The sequence below is a fragment of the Methylobacterium sp. J-067 genome, assembly GCF_022829465.1.
Taxonomy (GTDB): Bacteria; Pseudomonadota; Alphaproteobacteria; order Rhizobiales; family Beijerinckiaceae; genus Methylobacterium; species Methylobacterium litchii.
Genome location: NZ_JAKSXZ010000054.1, coordinates 69222 through 90433, shown reverse-complemented (window position 1 = coordinate 90433; position 21212 = coordinate 69222). Strand labels below are relative to the sequence as shown.

The window sequence follows — 21212 nt, the reverse complement described above, 5'->3', positions numbered from 1 at the left end:
TTACTTGATCTACCGGCTGAAGTGCAGGTAATCGGGATTGAAGTCGCAATAGGCCTTTAGTCGGGCTACGTCGGGGATGAGTAGCCGACGTTTGCGCAGGACGATCAACCCACTGTCTCTCAGTAGTTGCAGCGTTCGGTTGACGTGCACGGATGTGAGGCCGAGCATCTCCGCAAGATCCTTTTGGGTAAGGGGGAGCGGATAACTGTTCGCGTCACCCACCCCCACCGCATGGAGACGGACGAAAAGCTCGCAGAAAAGATGCGCCATCTGCTGCGGCGCCTCGCGCAGGGCCATGTTTACCAGCCATTCGCGAAGGATCGCCCCATCGACCAGGGTTGCCCACCGGAAGGCGTGGCAGAGGCGCGGATGGCTCTCGACCAGTTCGAGGATCGAACTGCGAGGCAGTTCTGCGACTGTACAGGGCGATAGCGCCATGATGCCGTGATCCATCGTATCGAGGATCGCGCCGTGCAGGTCGCTGAAGTCGCCTGGAACGAGCAGGGCCATGATCTGGCATTTGCCCTGGCGCAAGACCTTGTAACGGCAGGCGAAACCGTCGAGCACGATGTAGACGCTTTCCGGCCTGTCTCCTTGCAGGAGGATCTGCCGGCGCGCTTCGATCCGCCGAACCCCCGCGAGCTTCACCAACCGGTCGCAATCGACCTCCTTGAGGTCCGCGCCGTACCTGAGCTTGTTGATGAGGGGAGAGAAAGGCGAGGCTTCCGAATGGTCGGCCAAGCTACCTTCGTCAATCTGGTCAGCCAAGGCGTTTCGCTTGACCTCTTGATCGATGGTCCTTAGTACGCGTTGACGGCCCTGCGCATCCGAAATGCCAACATAGGCACGAAGGAGATTGATCATCTCCTCCATGGCTGCAGATGCCGGTTCAGCTTTAATATTTTCGACAGGGATGCCGAGCATATCGGCGATCTCGTTGGAATGCTTCCCAAACTGGGCCGCTGGATTAGAGTCATCAGACATATCACACGATAGTATTTTTAGAGATGTATGTATACATATATATACAACTAAAAAGCCGAATGATCTCTGACTCAGAATTTCTGACCTAGATTTATTTCGGCGCGATAGATTTACGATCTTGAGGCATGAGTTCCTAAACAATCAATTCGGTGCACAAGCTCAACAGATAAGATGAAAGGCGCCTGAACGGTCTCGCTTTATCCATGAGCTGCGTTGCATACCAGTCCGGCTAAAGCAGGCACCGACCGGATTGGATCGTCTGGGGTTTCCGCTGGGACGGGGTTGTGATTTGATGGGCAGCTTTCCGAGGAGGAGAGCCGATGGCGTCTGCCCTGTCTGTGGATCTGCGCGAGCGTGTGGTAGCTGCGATCGAGGCGGGAGCGTCACGCCGGAAAGCAGCACGGCGCTTCGAGGTCAGCCCGGCCAGCACCGTGCGCTGGCACGGGGCCTTCGTACAGGAGTGTCGGACGCAGGCGAAGCCGATGGGTGGCGATCAACGCTCGCATGCAATCGAGGCGCAAACCGACCTGATCCGACGGACCTACGAAGCGCAGCCCGAGCTGTTCCTGCTTGAGTTACGCGACCGTCTGGCCCAACGAGGTCTGCGGGTCGGTGTCAGCAGCCTGTCCCGCTTCTTCAAACGCCACGGCATCACGCGCGAAAAAACACCGGCCACGCCGCCGAGCAGGAACGGGAGGACGTGAAGGCTGCGCGCCCGTCCTGGTTCGAGCGTCAGCTCGATCTCGACCCAGACAGCCTCGTGTTCCTCGATGAGACGGCCACCAACACCAAGATGGCACGCCGTTATGGGCGGGCTGCGCGCGGCGAACGCTGCTGGGTCGCAGTCCCATTCGGACATTGGAAGACCACCACCGTCACCGCCGGCCTACGCACCAGCGGCCTAATGGCCACCGCCCTCTTCGATGGGCCGATGACGGGCGCACGCTTCCGCGACTACGTCGAACAAACCCTCGTTCCCGCCCTCAGGCCCGGTGACACGGTCGCGCTCGACAATCTGCCTGCCCACAAGGTCAGTGGTATCCGCGAGCGCATCGAGCCGGTGGGAGCGAGGCTGCTGTACCTGCCGACCGACTTCAACCTACTTAAACTCGCCTTCGCCAAGCTCAAGGCCATCCTCCGTGCCGAGGCCGCTCCCACGATCAGCGACCTCTGGGACACCATCCAACAGGCCTTCCGACGCTTCACGTCAGCCGAATGCCGCCGCTATCTCGCCGCCGCAGCCTACGACGCCTATGATCCAACATGATCGGATGTCGCTCTAGTCTGCTCCGTCCGCGACATGGACGAAATTGGCGACGACACCGTACTTCTCACCATCGATCAGTGAGGGAGTAAGCCGGGCGCGGTAGCGTTTTCCGTCCGTCCCATCGAGCAGGCGATCGGTCGTTCCGCCGTTGTCCATTACTTCCCGGGCATCCTCGGTCAACCAGGATAGGGAGAACGGTGCCGCAAAATTGCTCAACAGCCTCCCGCGATCGCTCGCTTGCACGCCGAAGATCCGAGCTGCGGCATTCGTCATAGTCCGTATGCGCAGCCCCCTATCCAAGAACACGCTGGCGATCTCCGTGCTGGCGAACAGCGCCATCTGCTCGGCCATGAGTTGGTCCATCGCCTGAATCTTCGAGGAAAGCTCGTTGTTGACCGTATGCAGCTCCTCGTTGATGGACTGCACCTCCTCCCGCGAGGCTTCCAGCTCCTCGGTCCCGGACTGCATCTCTTCGTTGACCGAGTAAAGCTCCTCATTCGAGGATTTCACCTCCTCCAGGGCTGTCTCGTACTCCTCTACAATCCCCTGCAGACGCTCGCGCGTTAGGGCCAACTCGCGCTCCAGCCGCTGCACCACCTCGTCTCGCGCGACTTCAACCTGCGTCGCCGTCGCTTCATGATCCTTGGCCGGGGAGGTCTCCGCAAACACAACTAGGAACAACGGCTCGACACCGGGTCGTGGTGGCATCGGACTGACGGTCAGCGATATAGGCTGGCGTAGGCCGCCCGATAACTCGATCTCTAAGCCCGTGCGCACCACCACAGTGTTCGTCTCGATTGCATCCCGAAGCGCCGAGCGCAGCTCCAGCCGTAGTCCTTTGGCGACCAGGGATGCCAATTCGTGCGTCGGCTGGCCTGACGCGACACCCAGTACGGTGTCGATCCGGGGGGAGTAGTGCACGGCTTCCCCCACGCGCGTCACCACTGCGTGCGGAGGGGAGAACTTGGCCAGCACCTCGGCATCCGCGGCGTGGCGGAGATTGGCGTGCACCAGGGCATTTTGGGGCTTGGCCCGTACGCCGGGCGCGAGGTCGGCCCAGGTGTCACCGCTCATCGACGGCAGCCGGACTGGGCGGATCGTGTCCGTAGCCTGGAAGATGCGGTGCCACTTGTCCACGGTCGCGAACAAATCCTCGAACCGGGTAACGTTCTCGGCCATGCCGATGAACAGGTAGCCGCCGGATCGCAACGCGTAGTGCAACGCCGGTAGCATACGTTCCTGGGCCTCCAGGCCAAGATAGATCAACAGGTTGCGGCATGAGATGAGGTCGAGGCGTGAGAACGGGGGATCACGCAGCACGCTGTGGGGGGCGAAGGTGCATAGGTCGCGAACCGACTTGGCGATCACGACGCTGTCGCCCTCGGTGACGAAGTGGCGTGCGATCCGCTCGGGTGAGACAGCGTCGAGGTAGGCCCGCGGGTAGCGGCCGGTCCTGGCGATAGTGAGTGATCGCTCATCGATGTCGGTGGCGAAGATCTGAACCCGAGGAGGGTCAGGCAGCGTGGCCATGTGCTCGCTCAGCAGGATGGCGATCGAGTACACCTCCTCGCCGGTCGAGCAGGCAGGCACCCACACGCGTACCGTCTCTTCGGCACCACGCCCCTCGAACAGCCTCGGGATGACCTGCGTGGACAGTGCGTCGAAGGCGTCTGCGTCGCGAAAGAACTTGGTCACGCCGATCAGCAGGTCGCGGAACAGCGCCGCAGCCTCGGCAGCGTCGGTGCGCAACCGCCTGAGGTAATCGTCCGGCCCCTTATGGTTACCGACCGTGATCCGGCGGGACAGCCGTCGCTTGAAGGTGCTGGGCTTGTAGCCGGAGAAGTCGTGTCCGACCTGCCGACGCAGGATCGCGTGGATCTCAGCGAGAACCTCCTCAGCGACCTCAAACGCGTTCGGATCATCCTCGGCCTTCGCTTCCGTATCCTTCTGTTCGCGACCGTAGGCGACGATCAGCGCACCCATCTCGTCCGCGGTCACGTTGTAATCGACATACCCGGTCCGGAGCGCGCTAAGCGGCATCTCGGGCGTATCGGGTCCATCCTCGTCCAGGGCCTGAGCTAGCGTGAGGCCGCCGTGCTCCTTAATCGACTTGATCCCGATCGTACCGTCGCCGTCGCCGCCCGAGAGGATCACCGCTACAGCGCGCTCCCCCCGATCGAGCGCGAGCGCGGTGAGGAAGATATCGACGGGTTTGACCTCGCGCACGCCCGGCCCCAACGGGGTCAGGGTCAGACGCCCGTCGCGGATGCCGAACAGCATGCCGGGGGGCATGACGTAGACGTGATCGGGTTGCACGACTGAACCGTCAGTTGCTGCCTCGACCGGTAGTGTGGTGAACCGTGCCAGCACCTCGGATAGTAGGCTCTCGCGATCCGGGCTGAGATGCGTGACGACGACGACGGCGGCGCCGAAAGGCTGCGGCAGTCCCCCGAAGAAGCCGCGCATGGCCCCGATCCCGCCCGCAGAGGCACCGATGCCGACGATCGGGAAAAGCTCATGTGCCGTCATCCGATCGCCTCCAACCGAGAGCTGAACGATCCAGATGTCGCAAAGGTCCGGATGATTAGTCCCCAGACGCGAAGTTGACTGATGCCCGCCGTAACGGGCGCCTCGATCACCTGTTGCCCAGAAGCTCCTCGGTGATGAACGTGACACAGCGTGCGCGTGCCTCGGGGCTCTGCAATCGCAGGTACAGACGCATCACCGCCAGAGCTTCCATCATCTCTTCGCGTGAGGCTGCCGCTCCCATTTGCCCTGAGAAGCGCAACGGTCCAGGGGCGAAGAAGCTGGCAACCGGCACACCCAGAACAGCAGCGATACGCGCAAGGGGATCGTTGTTCTCATAGTCCGGGGCGTTGCCATCGTCGTACATCAAGGCGCCTCCGCAGATGCTTCACCTACGATCAATGCACGATAATTTTCGCCGCATTCGGACCAATACTCCGCGCGATGCGACGGCCCACATGCATTAAGACCTGACTGAGAAGTGCATGGGTCTGGGGTTCCCCCTCATCCGCAGCGAGTTCGTAGGCTTCGATGAGGCATTCGACCAGAAGTTCGGAAGGAGTACCATACTCTGCCCCCACGGCGTGCTCATAGTTCGGCTCAACCAAGGCTTGTGTTTGCCGACGTGAGCGTTCGACGAGGTCATGCGCGACTTGCAAAGCTCGTCGTGTTTCCTCAACAGTTGTCCGGAGCTCACGGGCAATTGTCAAATTTCGGTCTACGACCTCAGCGTTAGCCATATCGTGTCCTCTGAATGAAATATGGTGGAACTGCCACGTTTGGCGAAAATACGGTATCGAAAGGAGTTTGTCGCCTGAGAATGTTGTTGTGATCGCCTACAGGCCCCCTTCAGTTGATGACGTAGCGTACGCGATATTCGTATGAGGTAGAACAACACTTCCATATGTCCCGCCCCTGACACCAATCAGGGACGGGTCAGTCCTAAAAACTGAGGAGGCTTACTTTCCGCTAGGGGCCGCGCCGCTGCCGGTGGCGCCGTTCCCCATCCCGCTACCCGCCGCTGCTCCGGGCGTGCTGACCGGCGGGCCACCGCTCGTACCAGGAGCACCTGTGCGCATGGCGCCGCCGGACTGCTCCTCCCTTTTCTGAGACTCGCTCTTCACGCTGCCGGGGCTGTTCATGTTGCCTTCGGCACTACCACCACCGGCACGCGTCTGGGCAAAAGCAGCGCCAGAGAAGGCAACGATAAGCACAGCCGCGAGTGTGAGTGTATTGATCGGCATGGCATTTCCTCCGAGGTAAACGTGATGTCACCTCATGGGTCAATGTCCACACGGATCGAAATGTTCAGAAGCGATCCACGAGGGCAGCGGGCTCCGATTTTTCAGTACCGGCACCGAAAGCTTCGAGGTCGGCGGGTGACCAAGCATCGCCATTCGGGTCAAAAACTTGGATGTCATAGACAGAGCCTTGCCGAAAGCGCTTCAATGCATCGATAGCGATGCTCACGGTTGGGCACAGATGCGTGACGTTTCCGTGCGACGCCCTTCCCTTAACGATGTAGAAACGGCGATCCCGACTCATGTTTTGCTTTCCCGGGGCTCAGGCGTACCTTTTAGATAAGAAAGCAATCTCCTTATTGTTACGCTCACATAGGATGGAGTGGGATCAACCAAATAGGGTTGGATGCGTCCGCCAATCTCAGCGACCACACCACATGTCCATTCTGATCAACAAGGTAGAGGGCATTAGCCATCAACTGAGCCATGTCTAGATCTGCGGCTTTGGCTAATGTGACTGCCTCGCGGGCATCCGGCGCCATGAGGACTTGCTCGTGTACTGGTTCGCCCAGCATCCCATTGGTGTCGCGGACTGCAACGCAGAGTTTGAATTTGGGCATGGCGAGTTCGTTAAAAGGGCGGAGCAGCTCCAGGCGGATCAGTCATAGCGTATGGCCAAGGTTGTGGATCCGCGACAGAACTGCAGATTGCGCGCTGTGAGATCGACTCGCTGTATCTCAGCAGCCTTTCCCCTTCAGTCAGCATAAGGCCGGCGCATCCCTGCGGATGCAGATCTGCGCGGCGAACGAGAAGCAGATCGGGACGTTCGAGGCAGTGTTGTCCGAGGCTTTGGGCGAGGGTGGTGCGGAAGGGGGAGCGCGGGACCTCACAGACTTCGTGATCGCGGCGTGGCACGGGAGCCTGCTGCGCATAAAGGTCGAGCGGAGCCCGGCGGCCCTACACCAATTCCGACGCCTCTCGACCACTGGTTGGATCGATTAGGGCCCTACGAGCGGACCTGCTCAGAACCATCGTAACGTCCGCTCCGAGGCGAAAGACTGGCGCCGCTGGCCAGGCCGAGCCCAAATCGCCGGACTGCTGCCGAATGACCGCTTCGGGGAAGCACCGATGGCGTCTCGGACGGGGAGGTCGGGTCGGTAGGAGGCCGTCCGCTTATGCGGTCGGCCACTTCCAAAGCGGTCGTTCCGCTTTCGGCCAGTTCCGGTTGAGTTGACGGGCGTCTCCGAATGGCTGGGTCGGGTGGAAAGCAGCTCGTCCGCTTCTGCATCGACGGGGAGCAGAAGCGGACCGCTACGCACCAACAGGCTCGGCCGAACGCGGGCGCGGCGGTAATGCCGATGCCGGTGAAGCCCGAATCCTGGAGGGTAGCCCGTACGCCGATGGGATCAGCCCGGCAGGCGGCGGGGGGCACATCGCTCGGCGCGCCGGATGCGACAGGCCCGCGAGGAACGGCTGTAGCCACCGCTCCAGATCCTCACGCCATCCGCCAGCATCGGACATCGTGATCCCACATGACCATCGCCATGGCACGCGAATCCGCGGCGATCCTACCTCGTTCCCTCAATCTGCCAAAGTAGTACAGGCTTCGGCGATAACGACACTTAAGGCGTTGCTGACTCATCGCGTAAGCTTGCCGGCTCTGGCGTGCTGATTGTGAGTTGCCATGCTGGCGATCTCGCAGCCCCACCCCTTCTGCTTTGGCCTACCATCGCATCCAAACGCATAATTCGAACCCGCCTCGCTGTGTAGCTAACAGCCCGCATTGCACGGCTGAAGCGAAAAATTTCAACCAGTGGTTGCATTAACCAGATTTGTGTTGCACCATCATACATGGAGGGTCGATGTAATGAATAATTTCATACAACAGTATCGCCCAGACTTGTACCGATTTGATTTTCGTGAATCGGATCGCGACGAGAATATCAGATTGAAATTTCAGTATTCTGCGTTGCAGAAACGTTTAGCGAACGAAAATGAATTGCGAACCGAAATATCAGATTTGCGGAGGCAATTAACGGAGTTATCGAGCCAGCTGATCTGCATGAAAAGCGAGCGCGATCGATTTGCGGACACACTAAGAGCAACGGCAAGCTTGAGTAAGGATTTCATCGGAGTGTGAGTAATAGGTGTTTTGGCAAATGTTTATCAAGAAATCTCGAAAGATCGAGCGCCTTCGTTTGATGGTGGAGGAAAGTGGCCTATTTGATGAGGAGTATTATCGTAGTCAAATACCGAGCTGCGATGATACGGACCCTCTGGGTCATTATCTGAAGGAAGGATGGCGACTTGGTTGCGATCCAAGCCGTGCCTTCTCAAGTTTATTTTACTACTCTGCGTACCCAGACATCGAAGCCGCCAATGTAAGTCCTTTAGTACATTTTGTTGAGCACGGGCGAGCGGAAGGTCGTTTTGGGCTTCCCCTGGACGACGTGCCAAGTATTCCCGGCGAGGTGCCGGAACCAGCATTGCCCACCATCGCGGAATGGCGGCGCGTTGCGAACAGGGCCAATCGGACTGAGCATGCGGTTGTAGATATCGTCGTGCCAATTTATCGGGGCTTTACTGAAACACTACGATGCCTTTTTTCGATACTCGACAACCCTCTCAAGACAAAATTTCGTATCGTTACTGTTTATGATCACGGTCCCGATACCAGTCTTTTTAACGCGCTCGTCCGGCTGTCGAATATAGGTCTTTTCGACCTGCTAACGACGCCTAGAAACTTGGGTTTCGTGGCGGCATGCAACGTAGGCCTCGCGCATCACCACCTGCGCGACGTGGTGATGCTCAATTCCGACACCCAAGTTTATGGGGATTGGCTGGATCGATTGCGGGCGGCCGCATATGGCAGCGCGAAGGTAGCCACCGTCACGCCTTTTTCCAACAACGCCGAGATCTGCAGCTATCCCCGGTTCGTTCAGAATAACCGCGAACAGATCGAACTGGCTGACGCGGACCTAGACCAAGTGATGGCCCTGGCCAACCGAGGTATGACTATCGAGATCCCGACCGGCGTCGGTTTCTGCATGTATGTGCGGCGTGATGCGCTCAACGAGATAGGGTATTTGTCAGAGGAGCATTTCGGCCGGGGCTACGGTGAGGAGAACGATCTTTGCCGCCGGGCCGCCGGACGAGGCTGGAGTAACCTTCTAGCAGCTGACGTCTTCGTTCGTCATTATGGTGGGCGCTCGTTCGGATCGGACAAATCCCACCTCGTCGAAGCCGCCGTGCGGACGGTCGAGAGCCTTCATCCCGGCTATGGCGCCCTCATTAACCACTTTGTCCAGCGCGACCCAGCAAGGTCGCTGCGCGGAGCCGTTGATCTGGCTCGCATCAAACGGAGACATGCTGGCCGAACTTCGTTCCTCTTCGTCGCCCACAATTGGGGAGGGGGGACCGAACGCCACGTCCGTGAGTTAGCCGAACGGCTCGAGCAGGATGGCGTCCCTGTTCTGATCTGCCGTCCAAGCAGCAGCAGGCTTGATTACGTTTCTTTATTTGACCTAAATTTGCCAGATCTATACAATCTTCCGCAATTCAGCCTTCGTGATGGTCCAAGTGTTTTCGCTGAAATTCTTACTTCTCTGAACGTAATGCATGTTCATATCCATCAGATAGTCGATTTTGATGGACCTGCGGCAGATTTCTTTCGGAGGCTGTGCAGTATTATCCCCTGTTAGTACGACATTACGCTTCACGACTATGCATATATCTGCCCAAGAATCACCTTAACAAATGAATATAACCAGTATTGTGGCGAGCCAGATGTCGATACATGTGAGAGGTGCGTCCGCGATGTTCGAAATGTCACGCATGGATCGCAGGGGGTCTGGGAATGGCGCGAAAGGTCTGCCCAATTTTTGAGGGATGCGCGCAAGGTCTTCGTGCCGAGCCGCGACACCGCACGACGCTACGCTCGGTATCTGCGCGACCGGGAGTTCACCATTCGTCCTCACTTCGACATCGGCGTGGACACCAGCATATCGGCCGAGCGTCCACAGAGCAAAGACACTAGTAGGACGATCGTCATCATCGGCGCTCTTGGGCCATCGAAAGGATCCGCGTTAGTATACGACTGCGCCAAAATCGCACTAAAGACTTATCCCGATCTGCGCTTCCACATCGTCGGCTACACCGACCGGGATGCCATCTTTGCAGAACTCGGCAATGTATCAATCACGGGTCAATATGACGAGGAAGATCTCGGGAAAATTCTGAGGGATCAGGCTGCTTGTGCCGCTTGGTTCCCTGCGGTGTGGCCTGAGACTTTTAGTTATACTCTGAGCGCCGCGTTCGCCGCTAGACTAATGCCGATCGCCTTCGACTTCGGGGCTATCGCCGAACGCATCCGCGCCGTCAACTGGGGCGTTTTATTACCACCGGAGTATATGCTCAACATTGATATGCTAGTCGACAACTTAGCGACATTCGATGTCCTGCCTCCGCCAGAACGGCTCAACACGGGGCAACGATACCCGCAAATCGTTCGCGATTACTACGAGGCACCCGCGGCCTGGGCAGGCATTGGAAGGTGGATGCAGTGATGAGAAAGCTTAATGATGACCTCGATTCGGTGCTCGCACCGATCCCGGGTTTCCTCTTCTCCTCGGCTGCGCATGGCACCGCTTGGCTTCTGATACATCAGGCCGAGGCCGATTTTAAAGGGGGGATCCTGGAAATCGGTATTTTCCGTGGGAAGTACTTTTCGGTGCTTGCAATGGGCTCTCAATTCACCGGAGAGCGGCTCATGGGCATCGACAATTTTGTGTTCAGCCCTGAGGAGGCCGTACATACAGCTCTGTCGGCAAACCCTGGGACTGCCGAATGCGATTATCGTATCATTGCTCGCTCTTCCCGTAACGTCTCGGAGGAGGAGATCCTGTCCACGCTCGGCAACCCGGCGCGTTTCGTCAGCGTGGATGGCTCGCACGAGGCGGAGGATGTCTATCAGGATCTAATTTTAACCAGCGGTATTCTTTCGCCGCACGGGATCATCGCAATCGACGATTTCCTGAATCCCCGGGCCCTTGGTGTTGGCGAGGCGACGCATCGGTTCCTCGGGGCGCATCGCGACCTAATACCATTCGCACTGTTCGGAAACAAGTTATTCACCTGTAGACTTCCGTTTCGCGACGAGTATCAAGAGTCAATACATCGATTTTTCGATACTTCCGATCTTCCAGAAGGACATGCATACCGGAAACTAGTCGGTCTAGGTAAAGAGCACGTCGAGCAAAGGCTCCACGGGCATACCCTACTGGTTATGTAGAGCGGACACTCATGCCCCCTACTGTCACCGATCTGGGCACCGACAATCAACTCGATGTCGATCCGGATGTTTTTGAGGGTTTCGCGGGTGCCATCGTCTTCAAGGGTAGCCGAGCCCGCGTGCGGATCGAGGGGCCGTTCGTTGCTCACGCTATTTCGATCGAACTGGGAGACGACTGCTCCATTACCGTTGGGCCGCACTGCCATGTCGGTATATTAATCGTATATATGGCAACGGGTGGGACAATCGCCATCGGCGCGGGGGCGTCTTTTAACGGGCAGACGCGTCTGTTGCTGCATGAGCCGGGGCGCATCGACATCGGCGCAGGCTGCCTGTTCGGTCCCGACGTGGATGTCACGGTCAGCGACATGCACGCCCTTATCGACCTTGAGACGGGCCAACGCGTTAACCCGGCGCGCGACGTCACGGTAGGCGCTAGGGTCTGGCTCGGCATCGGAACGTTTGTCGGTAAGGGCGCCAGGATCGGCGAAGGTGCCGTCGTCGGGGCGCGGACATTCGTCACCGGCGAAGTCCGTTCCAATACCGTCGTCGCTGGCAATCCGCCTCGCCTCCTACGTGAGAATGTGTCGTGGCGATTCTCTTTATGAGGAGCAGCAGCAAGTGATCTTTCTGGGTGCAGAGCACGTGAAAATATTGCGCGACAAAGGCGTGTCGTCTCATCATACCCACGGGTTTCATGTCGCCCCCGGCTGTTTGTTCGAGCCTCCGTGCAGCCTCAAGCAGATGCAGATCGCCTATGCGAGCAAGCTCGGGGCGTTTTCATATGCCGTCAGCGGTTATTATTTCGCAGTAAATATCGGCCGGTATGTCTCAATCGGCGAAGACGTCCAGATTGGTAGGCACGGTCATCCCACGGACTGGGCAAGTACCTCACCCGTGTTCTACCACAAGTCCGAATTGGTTTTTGACCGTCATTTATGCGATGTACCACCGGTGTCGGCGGCCGATTTCGTTCCACCGGGAGTTGGGGTTCCGGTTCAGACCACCAACATCGGCCACGATGTCTGGATTGGACACGGGGCCTTCATCTCCCCCGGCGTGACTATCGGAAACGGCGCGGTGGTGGGGGCCCAGGCGGTCGTCACAAAGGATGTCCCACCCTATGCGGTAGTTGCTGGCGTCCCAGCGACCGTACGGCGGTATCGATTCCCCGAAGCGACGGTCGGCCGCCTTGAAGCCTGCGCGTGGTGGCGCTTCGCATTCTGGGACCTGGCTGGCACTGATATCACAAACCCGGATGGGTTCGCTGATCACGTCTCACGTCTCCAGGCGGACGGCTTGAGTGCCTATAGGCCTAACTGGATCAGCCCTGACGAACTAATCTAACTATCGCGCTTAGTCGGCTCTAACTATCGCGCTTAGTCGGCGGCAAGAAGGCCGGCATACAACTTGGTTTTACATCAATTACTGCATTCGTATTTTCAATTTTAATAATCAATATTGCGATATTCAATTTAGACACTGCAAACCTTTTGGTTTAGTAATATGCATTTTAGCTCGTAATATTTCATTAAATCTATAATAAAATGCTTAATAACACTAAATAAAATTTAATCATCGCATCCATTGGGGGATCTATGACGAGCGAGGAGCTTCAAGGCGCATTGGAATTAGTTGAAATAGCCTTGAGGTCTGCTATGAATGCAGAGAGGTGGAGTCTATCTGCGTCTAATAATGATCACACGGGGAAAATTCACCACGCTTGGCGGAACGCTCAAGAGACCGTCGTTGTTCTGCAACAGCTGAAAAAGCACCTACAGATCCGCCATAGTACATGACTAGAAACTATCGCATACCTCTCGGTCATGATTAATTGATGAGCGCATACAAGAATTCTGTTCTGCATCATCGCATCGACTCCTCTAACTCCTAGGCCATTCCGTCAGAAGCTTGCCAAGCCCCGATCCTGACGAACTTCGCGAAAAATTTATCGCGAGCTACGTACATCTCCTTCATCGATATTTACTGCACAAAACCTAATGGTCTACGCTTCCCAGGTGCCTGAGTTGCGCGGTGAGCGCGACCAAACAGGCGACACTACACCTAATCTATCGGGTAGGGGGCTTTATTCATGAAGTTTGATATCGCCGGCGCACGTCATACGCTGAAGGCCGAGCTGACGATCGCCACCGGATGTGACGTTGTCCCAGAGAATGCCCTTCCTTTTCTCCACTAGGGAATACAGGTAGGAAGGAATGTCCGCTTTCAGTATGCTTGTGCCGTCGTCAGGCCGACGGAGTTGGGTCGGGAGCAGAATGGCTGCTTCGCGCTGGGACGCTGAGACCAGTGCGCTATCCGGCCGCCCGTGTCCCCGCGGCGAGCGCGTCGCGCCGTCCGGCGCGGACCCTGCCGTGGAGCGCCACCAGGGCCTCGTCGGCGGCCCGCACCCCGCTGTCGTGCGCCCCGTGGGCGGTCGTGAAGTCGAAGGGATGCGTCGCCTCGCCCGCGAAGAACAGACGGTCCTCGAAGGGCTGAGCCAGCCGCGCCCGCGCCCGCGCCTCTCCTGGCAGGGCGCAACTGTAAGCCCCGCCGATGGTGGCCATCCGGCTCCACGAAGTCGCCGCGAGGGGCCGGATGGCCGAGGCCACCTCGTTACCGAACAGGCCGACCAGCTCGGTTTTGGTGTGGGCGAACCCGGCGGCGGGGCCTTCCTCCCTAAGTATGCGGGCTCCTTCTCCCCCGAGGAACGCCTCGATGACCGGCCAGCCGTTCGGCCGGATCGAGTAGGCCGCCGACCTCGCGTCGCGCAGGTTTCCGTAGGCGTGGGAGTCCGGCCCGAACGCGGCGCCAGGCCCGATCTCCAGGAAGACCTTCTCGTTGCGGCCGAGCGGCAGGACGGCGGCCGCCTCGCGCCAGGGCTCGGTCCCGGGGGGCAGGCGAATGGCGTCGCCTGCCAGGACCGCGGTCGAGACAGTGAGGATGACGGCCTCGGCGCGAAGGGTGCCGGCGCGCGTCGCGACGGCGACGCCGTCCGCCGTCAGGTCGATACGCTCGGCGGGGGTGGCCAGCCGCAGGGCCGTCGATGGCGGCAGGCTGGCGGCGACGAGCGTGCCGTAGCCGAGCGGCAGGTTCCAGTTCTCGCCTGTGGAGGCATCGTCGTATGCCAGGTAATCGGTGGCGGAGATGTCCTCGGGCGATACGCAACTCATGAAGCCGGCGATGGCCCGTACATAGGCGTTCCACTGATTGTCGGACTCCATCGCGTCGTTGGCGCGGTCGCTGCCCTTCGTGACCGCGCGGAGCCTTTCCTCCCAATCGCCGTATGCCTGCCGCGCCGATTCCTCGTCGTCCTCGTTCCGGGCGATGCCGGGATGCGCCTGAGCCCACGGCGGGTCGCTCCGGTCGACGGGTAAACCGGCGGCCTCGGCGATGCCGACCCACGCGTTGCGGTCGCCCGAATGCAGCCATTCGCACCCCAGGTCCAAGGGATAGCCTCCGAGGTCCTGGGTGTACGCGCGGCCCCCGAAGCGCGGGGACGACTCCAGCAGCAAGGCCGATACGCCCTGGGCGGCCAACCTCCGCGCAGCCCCGATGCCGGCGGCTCCTCCTCCCACGATGATGACGTCAAACTCGCTGGCCATGCGACCAAGGTGAGGTCAGCCGCCCTGGCTTCCAAGGCACATGCGGCCGATGCGCAGCACGGCTCTGGATCTTCACTCCCGCGCAGCTCCCTGAACGCTGCGCGCCGCGGTCCCATGGGCCGCCTGACCCGGAAACGGACGTTTGAGTTCCTCAGCGTCGACAGATCACTCGTTGGCCCAGAACTCGAACCCGATCCGATAGGTCGACATGAGGTAACCGCTCACCGCTCCCAGGATCGGGAGGTGGCTCGGGTCCGCTTTCGACTTTCGGTATCCGGGCTGGACGACCACGACCTTGAAGCGAGTGGCGAAGTCGCGCCGGTTGGTGAGCCAGTCATCCACCAGCGTCCGGTTGCCCGCCTCGAAGCGGCTGTCCCCGCCGCCTGCCCGCCGATTTTCTTCCTGCCGCCGCATCTGATGCAGAAACCTGCTACGGGGGTCGGCCCAGCGGACCGACTTCATAGCCTGGCCGCAGACAGGGTAGAGGTCATCGACCCGGGCGCCCGCCGCCGGCTTCATGGAATACTTGCAGTGATACAGTTCGACGTCGAGCGTCCGGCCCTGGCGCCTTATCGCGACGACGTCGGCAACCTCGCCCGACCCGTCCCCGTCAAAGATCAGGTCGTATCCCACGGGGCTCGCCTTGAGGCGCTCAATCACGGCGTACTGGATGCTCTCCGGGTCTCGTTCCGGGCCCTGAGATTCCTTCTTGAGGTTCACCGTCCCCCAATCGTGTCCCTTCATCATCTCTAGGTCGAAAAACGGGACGTCGTCCCCCGGGGACTCGGTCAGGTCCGCTCCCATGAGCGCAGCCCCGTCCGTAAACCTGATGGTCAGCGGATCCTCGCGGAACAGGTCGGTGACCGACCTCTCCTTCTCGCCGCGACGGACCCGGACTGGCTTGCCGACCTGTCCGAAGACCGCCGCCCCCTCACGGATGTCCGCGGTGAACCGGGCCTCGTGTCCCTCCGTCGCGATCCGGAAGGCAATCGGCCCGGTCGGTTCGTGGGCGGTCAGCTCGATGTCGCAGTCCGCCAGCGGGACCGCATGGCCGTCGAACAATAGCTCGACCCGCTCCTCGTCACCCTGAAGGACGCTCTCCGGCCACTCCACCGAGATCGGGATCTTGCCCTCCGGGCGAACCTGTTGCCGCTTCGGCCTCAGGACGTTCCGAAGCACCATTTCGGTGGTGATGTTCTCGTCGACGATCTTGGGGCCGACCTGCCTGCACCAGTCTACCCATTCGCCGGGATGCACGGTAGCGTCCTGCGACCAGACCTTCCCCTTCGTCGAACAGCCGATGCTGCTCTTGGCGGGTTCGAGTGTCTCGTCGTCCTCATCGGGGAAGAGGGGCTCGTCCACAAAGCCGGTACCGAAGAGGTTGGTCTTCACCCTCGTCCGGTTGTCGGTCATCCTCTCAAGCTGTTCCGTGATGTCGATGCCGGCGGAGAGCTGGAAGCGCACAGGCTTCGCGTCCGTCTCCTTCACCCCGAGGTTCGTGAGCATGATCCGCCGGAAACCGTGCAGGACCCGGAAGATGTCCTCCCCCCCGAGGGGGATCACGTCGTCGCCCGCCAGTATCTTGGCGATCTGAAGCTGGATGCCGTCGACGGTCGAGCTGTGGACGTAGAGGAGGCCCTTGTCCTCGTCCCAGTGCGCCATGACGAGGTTGTAGACGACGTTCGCGGGGTTGAAGACCCGCGCCCATCGCAGCTTGTCCTCGTGCCGCGTCACCATCATCACCAGCGACAGCTCGGGCTGGACCACGGGATCCTCGACGACGAGGACCCTCCCGCGCTCCAGCTTGGTCAGGGCGTGAGGCTGCCACCTGTCGCACTTCGTCCTGAAGACGAACGTGCTCAGCCTCGGCGCTATCGCCTCCTCGGGAATATGGTCGAACCGGTTGTCCAGGCCGACGTAGAACGCCTCGCGCCGCCTCTGGCGCTCCGTCTTGAAGGCGCTGCGCAGCTGCAGCAGGTGGTTCCAGTCGGCGTCCTCCCGATAGAGCGAGTTGAGCCACTCCCGGGGGTCCTTCAGGGAGACGGCGGCTATCACGGTCGCCTCGCCCAGGCCCTTCTGGCTCCGCGTGAACCTGCCGATGAACTGGAGGGTGATCGTCTCGCTCGCCTGCCGGTCGTGAAGGCCGGCGATCTTCAGGAGGGGAAGGTCGAAGCCCTCGCCGAGCATGTCGACGCAGACGATGATCCTGATCTTCTTATCCCGCAGCTCGTCGATGATGGCGGCCCGCTGCTTGGGGCGCATCTTGCTGTGCACCATGGCCGCCGGATAGTCGGGAAGGTGCTTTTTGTAGAGGTCGAGGAGGACCTCGGCCCGCGCGATGGTGTCCGTGCGGGCCATCGCGAGATGCAGGAAGCCGTTCTCCTCGTCCCGCTCCAGCGTTTTGCCGAGCCGCTTGACGATCGCGAGGTCGGCTCGATCCTGCCGGGTCTCGAACACCGGTTCGTAGTTCACCTTCGTGAACAGCCTGTCCTCCTGGGCGCGCCGCAGGGGGTAGGCGAAGATGAATTTGCCGTCGACGCGGCGATTGTCGTTCCGGTACGGGGTGGCCGTGAACTGGAGGATGCTGCGCTTCTTCTGGGTGAAGCGCCCCTTCAAGGCCTTCCAGGTGTCCGCCCCGATGTGGTGCGCCTCGTCGACGAACAGGTGGGTGACGAGTTCGGCGACCCTGACCTGTATCTCCGCGCCCATCCGCGTCATGGACGCCATGGTCGTGACGACCACCTGGGCCCGGAGGAACAGATCCTCGGCCTCGGCGATGCTTGCAGGGGCCTTCCTCATCACGGCGACCATGGGATAGGCGGCATCCTCGCTCAGGCAGCCGGTCCGCTTGAGCACGCCGAAGTCCGCGAACTTCCCCGCGACCTGCGTTCGCAGGGCGTCGGTCGGGACCACCACGAGCAGTCGCTCAATGGGTTCCGAGACGAGCACCGCCAGCATGGTCTCCGTCTTCCCGCTCCCGGTCGGCATGACCAGCGTCGCGGGCTCGTTCGAGACGATCCAGTGCGCCTTCACCGCGTGGATGGCGCCGATCTGGGGCGGCCTGAAGCCGGGCGAGACCAGCTCGTCTTCGTCGTACTTCTCCGGCACGAGCCGCAACGCGTCATTCCAGGTCGCCCGGATGTCGCGGTGGATGTCCGCGCATGCCGCCGCGGTGACCTTTCCGGGAGCTTGCGGCCGGGAGCCGTGCCATCTCGCCCCGTCGCGCTTGAGCGCCCCCTCGATATCGCCGTAGGCGGTGATACCGCCGACAACGACTGCCCTGGTGCAGTCCTTGGGCTTCTGCAACGACCGCGGGAGCAAGGCGATCTTCTCGCCATCCCCGGGGTCGCCGACGTAGATGCGTCTCTCTCGGATCCTCCGTTCGATGAAGCGTATCGGACGATCGGTGGAAGGGGCGGCCAGCTGCGAGATCAAGTTACCGGCGACCCGCCCGCGCCAGTGGTACTCCGCGGGCAGGCGCGCCATGACTTCGTGCGCGAACAGGTCGAGCATCCGATACCGCCTCCCAGGCGGCTAGGGATCCAAGGTACTTCGAGCGGCCGAATCCCGCACGACGATCCCGGGGGGCAGCATGGAGGCTGAGGCCAGCTCGCTCAAGGGGTTAGTGGGTTCCGTACACTATTCGTTCGACTGTCCGGCGGGCTACGCCGTGGATGTACACGGCTAGGTCGGGTTGAGGAGGCCCTCGCCTCGACCCACGGAAACTGCAAAGAGTTGGCGCCGATGCCAGGGAACCTACCGTTGCCTCAGCCGGTGTTCACCAGCCCGTCCATGCCCTGATACTTTCGTAGAGGGTCTGTGCCTTGGCCAGGATCGCCTGGTCGGTGATGGTGTAGAGGTACCAAATCGCCACGCCATAGAATGTCCCGACGAACGGCAGCGTCAGCCGGTATACCCAGCGTGTTCTTGCGATGGGTGTCGTGACGAGCCGCTTCCATTCCTTGTCGGATACGAACGGATAGATCTTTCTGCGCCAATCCTCGCGCGTCCACTTCGCGAGGATGTCGAAGCAGAAGTTCGACGTTACCGTGACGAGCAGGCTCAGAAGCAGCAGCACTGCCGTCGCCGGCGCGACGTAGCGCAGGCCCTCTGAAGCCCCGGTGGCTTGTTGCGCGACGGGCGAGCGAAAGGCGAGGACGATGCCGGCTATGGCGAAGTCCCGCCATAGCGCCCCTATGAGGTCGCGTGTGGCGCCCTGGGCCTTCGAGACGTCCTCCTGGATGCTCTTGCGCAGGTCTCCGAGCGACTTGAGCGCGTCCTTGGTCTCGCCCTCGATATGGAAACCGTAAGCCTCGCGCGCGCTGACGAGCGCCTCGCCCAACACCGGCAGCAAGCCCTCCGGCCACCGGTGGCCGTCGCGCCATGCCAGGGAAAGGTGATTGTTGAGGAATAGGAAGCGCGTCTCGGCTGACTTCGGTTCGTCGGAGTAGACCCACGACGCCGCATCTGACAGCACCTGAATGGCTTTCGGCCCCCAGCCTGCCGGAGCGACCGTGAGATCGATTGGCGCGGAACGCGGTCCCTTGAGGACCACCTTCACCTCGCTCTCCACCTCGCGGAGCTCGGCCGGTAGGGCGTTGGCGAGCTGACGCGCCGCCACCTCCGACCAAGTCTCGAATACGGGGGATCCCGTCTTAGGCGGGGTCGTCAGCAGCCATGGCTCCACGGACTTGGGTACGAGCCCACCGGTAAGGTCCCGGATGAACTTGCGCGGCCGCGGCGCCTCCTTCCCCGCAACGGGAACGGGCGGGATCTGCGCCCCTTCCCAGGTGGTCACCGACATCGCCACGGATGCGAAGGGCGCAAACCTCTCCGCAACGGCAACAATCGCGGGTGTCGGGATCAGGTCCTCGTCCAATGCGACGCCGAAGCCCTCGACGGTGACGAAGCAGTACCAGCCGCCGCGGGCCGCCTTCTCGAAGCGGAGGTCGACCTTGCCTGCGGATACCTCATCGAACGAGGCGGTAGCGACATCGAGCTTGCCAGCGACCTGCCCAAAGACGACGAGCGTGCCGAAGCCCCCGGCCTCCACCCCAAGGGCTGCCTCCCGCATGCGTGAGAGCATGGCCTGTGAGGCGCATTTCACGCCGTCTATGCGACAGACCTCGACCGTTTCCGAGACTGTCTCCCCGGAGACGCGGGCAAGGTCCTTGAACAGCCGGCGCAGCGCCTCGCCGACGCCGACGCTCATCGCTCGATGACCTGCTTCGAACGGATGGTCACCGTGCTGACGCCGGTCTTCTTGTTCGTCTCGATGCTGACCGTATCGTGCGCGCCTTCGGGCACGTTGATGGTGACGCGTTCCTTGGTGACGTAGCGGCGTGCTCCGCCATCGTTCGGCAGGGATGCCTTGTCGAAGGTGAAGGCCTCGCCGGCCATGCCCTGCTGTTCGAGGGCTGCCTCGAAGGTCGCCTGCATCGCGGCCGTGCCATGGGTACCGAAGACCGCCGCGAAGAATTTCGGTGACTCGAAGTCGGGCTGTTTTGCCGCCGTTTCTGCGATCAGTGGCTTGGCGCGGGAGGTGATCTCAACCGGCAAATCCTCGCTGTGCTGCTGGATGGTGCGGATGACGGCTTTCGTGACGGCTGACGTCATTTCGGGCGCGCCAAGCAGCCGCCGCACTCCGAGGAAATCCCCGAAGAAATCCGTGATGCCCGAGCGCTTGCCGTGGTCGACCACCATGAGGCTGCCTCCGCCGCCTGCCAGTTCGACCAGCGCGGACTTCTGGAGCGCCTTCGGGGAACGACCGAGCGGCCGCATCACCGCCTTCAACGTCGCCTTCGCGTCCTTGTCGTCGAAGGTGATGACCTCGTCCTCGTAATCGAGCTTGATCAAGGAATGGAGCCTGCGGGTCCCTGTCTTCAGTGTCGTCACAATGAGCACGCCGCGCTTGAAGCGACCGTCATCCTTGTGGAAGCGGCGAGCAAGGTCCTTCGAAGTCTCGACGAAGTCGGAAGGCTTCGCCTCGATGCTCTGCAGGGAAGCCTTCGTTCGGGAGGTAGGCTCGAACTCGTACCGGTTGCCCTTCAGGGTCTCGATGACCCGGCCGAGGAAGAAGGGCTCGTATCCACCGATGGCCACCTCGTTGAAAAGGCCAGAATCCGGAACGCCATGGTGGACCGCGTGGAAGATAAAGTTCTCGACACGAAGCCCTTCCCGTTCCGCGTCCGTCAAAGTCGGCATGCTGAGTGCCCCCGGTCACAAACCCGGCCATTGTGCATAGGTTCGTACTTTGTTCCAATCTAGCATAGTAGGGTCGACATGCCAGAGGCGTGGCCGAT

General features: G+C 60.7%; 16 protein-coding genes. 6 read left to right on the top strand and 10 right to left on the bottom strand.

Going from position 1 to position 21212, the window contains the following annotated elements; translation table 11 throughout:
• Nucleotides 1-9: 9 nt before the first annotated feature.
• Nucleotides 10-924, bottom strand: a complete 915-nt coding sequence (locus MKK52_RS05195; protein ID WP_243952757.1) for a Crp/Fnr family transcriptional regulator — start codon at nt 922-924, stop codon at nt 10-12.
• Between the two features lie 380 nt (nt 925-1304).
• Here MKK52_RS05195 and MKK52_RS05190 point away from each other — a divergent pair.
• Nucleotides 1305-2251, top strand: a protein-coding gene (locus MKK52_RS05190; protein WP_243952756.1) for an IS630 family transposase whose coding sequence is annotated in 2 segments (ribosomal slippage) — nt 1305-1644 and nt 1644-2251 — 948 coding nt in all. Because the reading frame shifts where the segments join, the coding sequence is not laid out codon by codon here.
• A 12-nt stretch (nt 2252-2263) separates the two neighbouring features.
• Here MKK52_RS05190 and MKK52_RS05185 read toward each other — a convergent pair.
• From MKK52_RS05185 to MKK52_RS05160, 5 genes are all read right to left on the bottom strand, one after another.
• Nucleotides 2264-4780 (bottom strand): CheR family methyltransferase, encoded by a 2517-nt coding sequence (locus tag MKK52_RS05185; protein ID WP_243952755.1) that lies wholly within the window; start codon nt 4778-4780, stop codon nt 2264-2266.
• A 106-nt stretch (nt 4781-4886) separates the two neighbouring features.
• On the bottom strand, nt 4887-5144 hold the full coding sequence (locus MKK52_RS05180) for a hypothetical protein (RefSeq protein ID WP_243952754.1): 258 nt from the start codon (nt 5142-5144) through the stop codon (nt 4887-4889).
• 31 nt (nt 5145-5175) lie between these two features.
• Complete coding sequence (locus MKK52_RS05175; protein ID WP_243952753.1) at nt 5176-5517, bottom strand: hypothetical protein; 342 nt, start codon at nt 5515-5517, stop codon at nt 5176-5178.
• 568 nt (nt 5518-6085) lie between these two features.
• Nucleotides 6086-6322, bottom strand: a complete 237-nt coding sequence (locus tag MKK52_RS05165; RefSeq protein ID WP_243952751.1) for a hypothetical protein — start codon at nt 6320-6322, stop codon at nt 6086-6088.
• Nucleotides 6323-6386: 64 nt separating this feature from the next.
• A complete protein-coding gene (locus MKK52_RS05160; protein WP_243952750.1) occupies nt 6387-6638 on the bottom strand; it encodes a hypothetical protein in 252 nt (83 codons plus the stop codon).
• 1539 nt (nt 6639-8177) lie between these two features.
• Between MKK52_RS05160 and MKK52_RS05155 the strand changes: the two genes are divergently transcribed.
• The 5 genes from MKK52_RS05155 (at nt 8178) to MKK52_RS26865 (ending at nt 12655) form a co-directional block, all read left to right on the top strand.
• Nucleotides 8178-9719: a glycosyltransferase family 2 protein gene (locus MKK52_RS05155; protein WP_243952749.1), complete on the top strand. Its 1542-nt coding sequence runs from the start codon at nt 8178-8180 to the stop codon at nt 9717-9719.
• Nucleotides 9720-9923: 204 nt separating this feature from the next.
• The gene (locus tag MKK52_RS05150) at nt 9924-10583 is read left to right on the top strand and encodes a glycosyltransferase (protein WP_243952748.1); all 660 of its coding nucleotides are present in this window, start codon (nt 9924-9926) and stop codon (nt 10581-10583) included.
• On the top strand, nt 10583-11308 hold the full coding sequence (locus tag MKK52_RS05145) for a class I SAM-dependent methyltransferase (RefSeq protein WP_243952747.1): 726 nt from the start codon (nt 10583-10585) through the stop codon (nt 11306-11308). Before MKK52_RS05150 ends, MKK52_RS05145 begins: the two co-directional genes overlap by 1 nt.
• Nucleotides 11309-11319: 11 nt before the next feature.
• Nucleotides 11320-11916, top strand: a complete 597-nt coding sequence (locus MKK52_RS05140) for an acyltransferase (RefSeq protein ID WP_243952746.1) — start codon at nt 11320-11322, stop codon at nt 11914-11916.
• Between the two features lie 13 nt (nt 11917-11929).
• On the top strand, nt 11930-12655 hold the full coding sequence (locus MKK52_RS26865) for a CatB-related O-acetyltransferase (RefSeq protein WP_313898725.1): 726 nt from the start codon (nt 11930-11932) through the stop codon (nt 12653-12655).
• Nucleotides 12656-13620: 965 nt separating this feature from the next.
• Here the strand turns inward: MKK52_RS26865 and MKK52_RS05130 are convergent.
• The 4 genes from MKK52_RS05130 to MKK52_RS05115 form a co-directional block, all read right to left on the bottom strand.
• Nucleotides 13621-14910 carry a flavin monoamine oxidase family protein gene (locus tag MKK52_RS05130; protein WP_243952745.1) on the bottom strand — a complete coding sequence of 430 codons (1290 nt, stop codon included), beginning with the start codon at nt 14908-14910 and terminating at the stop codon, nt 13621-13623.
• A 165-nt stretch (nt 14911-15075) separates the two neighbouring features.
• Nucleotides 15076-18423 carry a DEAD/DEAH box helicase gene (locus MKK52_RS05125; protein WP_243952744.1) on the bottom strand — a complete coding sequence of 1116 codons (3348 nt, stop codon included), beginning with the start codon at nt 18421-18423 and terminating at the stop codon, nt 15076-15078.
• Between the two features lie 265 nt (nt 18424-18688).
• Nucleotides 18689-20122 carry a hypothetical protein gene (locus MKK52_RS05120; protein ID WP_243952743.1) on the bottom strand — a complete coding sequence of 478 codons (1434 nt, stop codon included), beginning with the start codon at nt 20120-20122 and terminating at the stop codon, nt 18689-18691.
• Nucleotides 20119-21114, bottom strand: a complete 996-nt coding sequence (locus MKK52_RS05115) for a nucleoid-associated protein (RefSeq protein ID WP_243952742.1) — start codon at nt 21112-21114, stop codon at nt 20119-20121. The genes MKK52_RS05120 and MKK52_RS05115 overlap by 4 nt, the downstream gene beginning before the upstream one ends.
• Between the last annotated feature and the right edge of the window lie 98 nt (nt 21115-21212).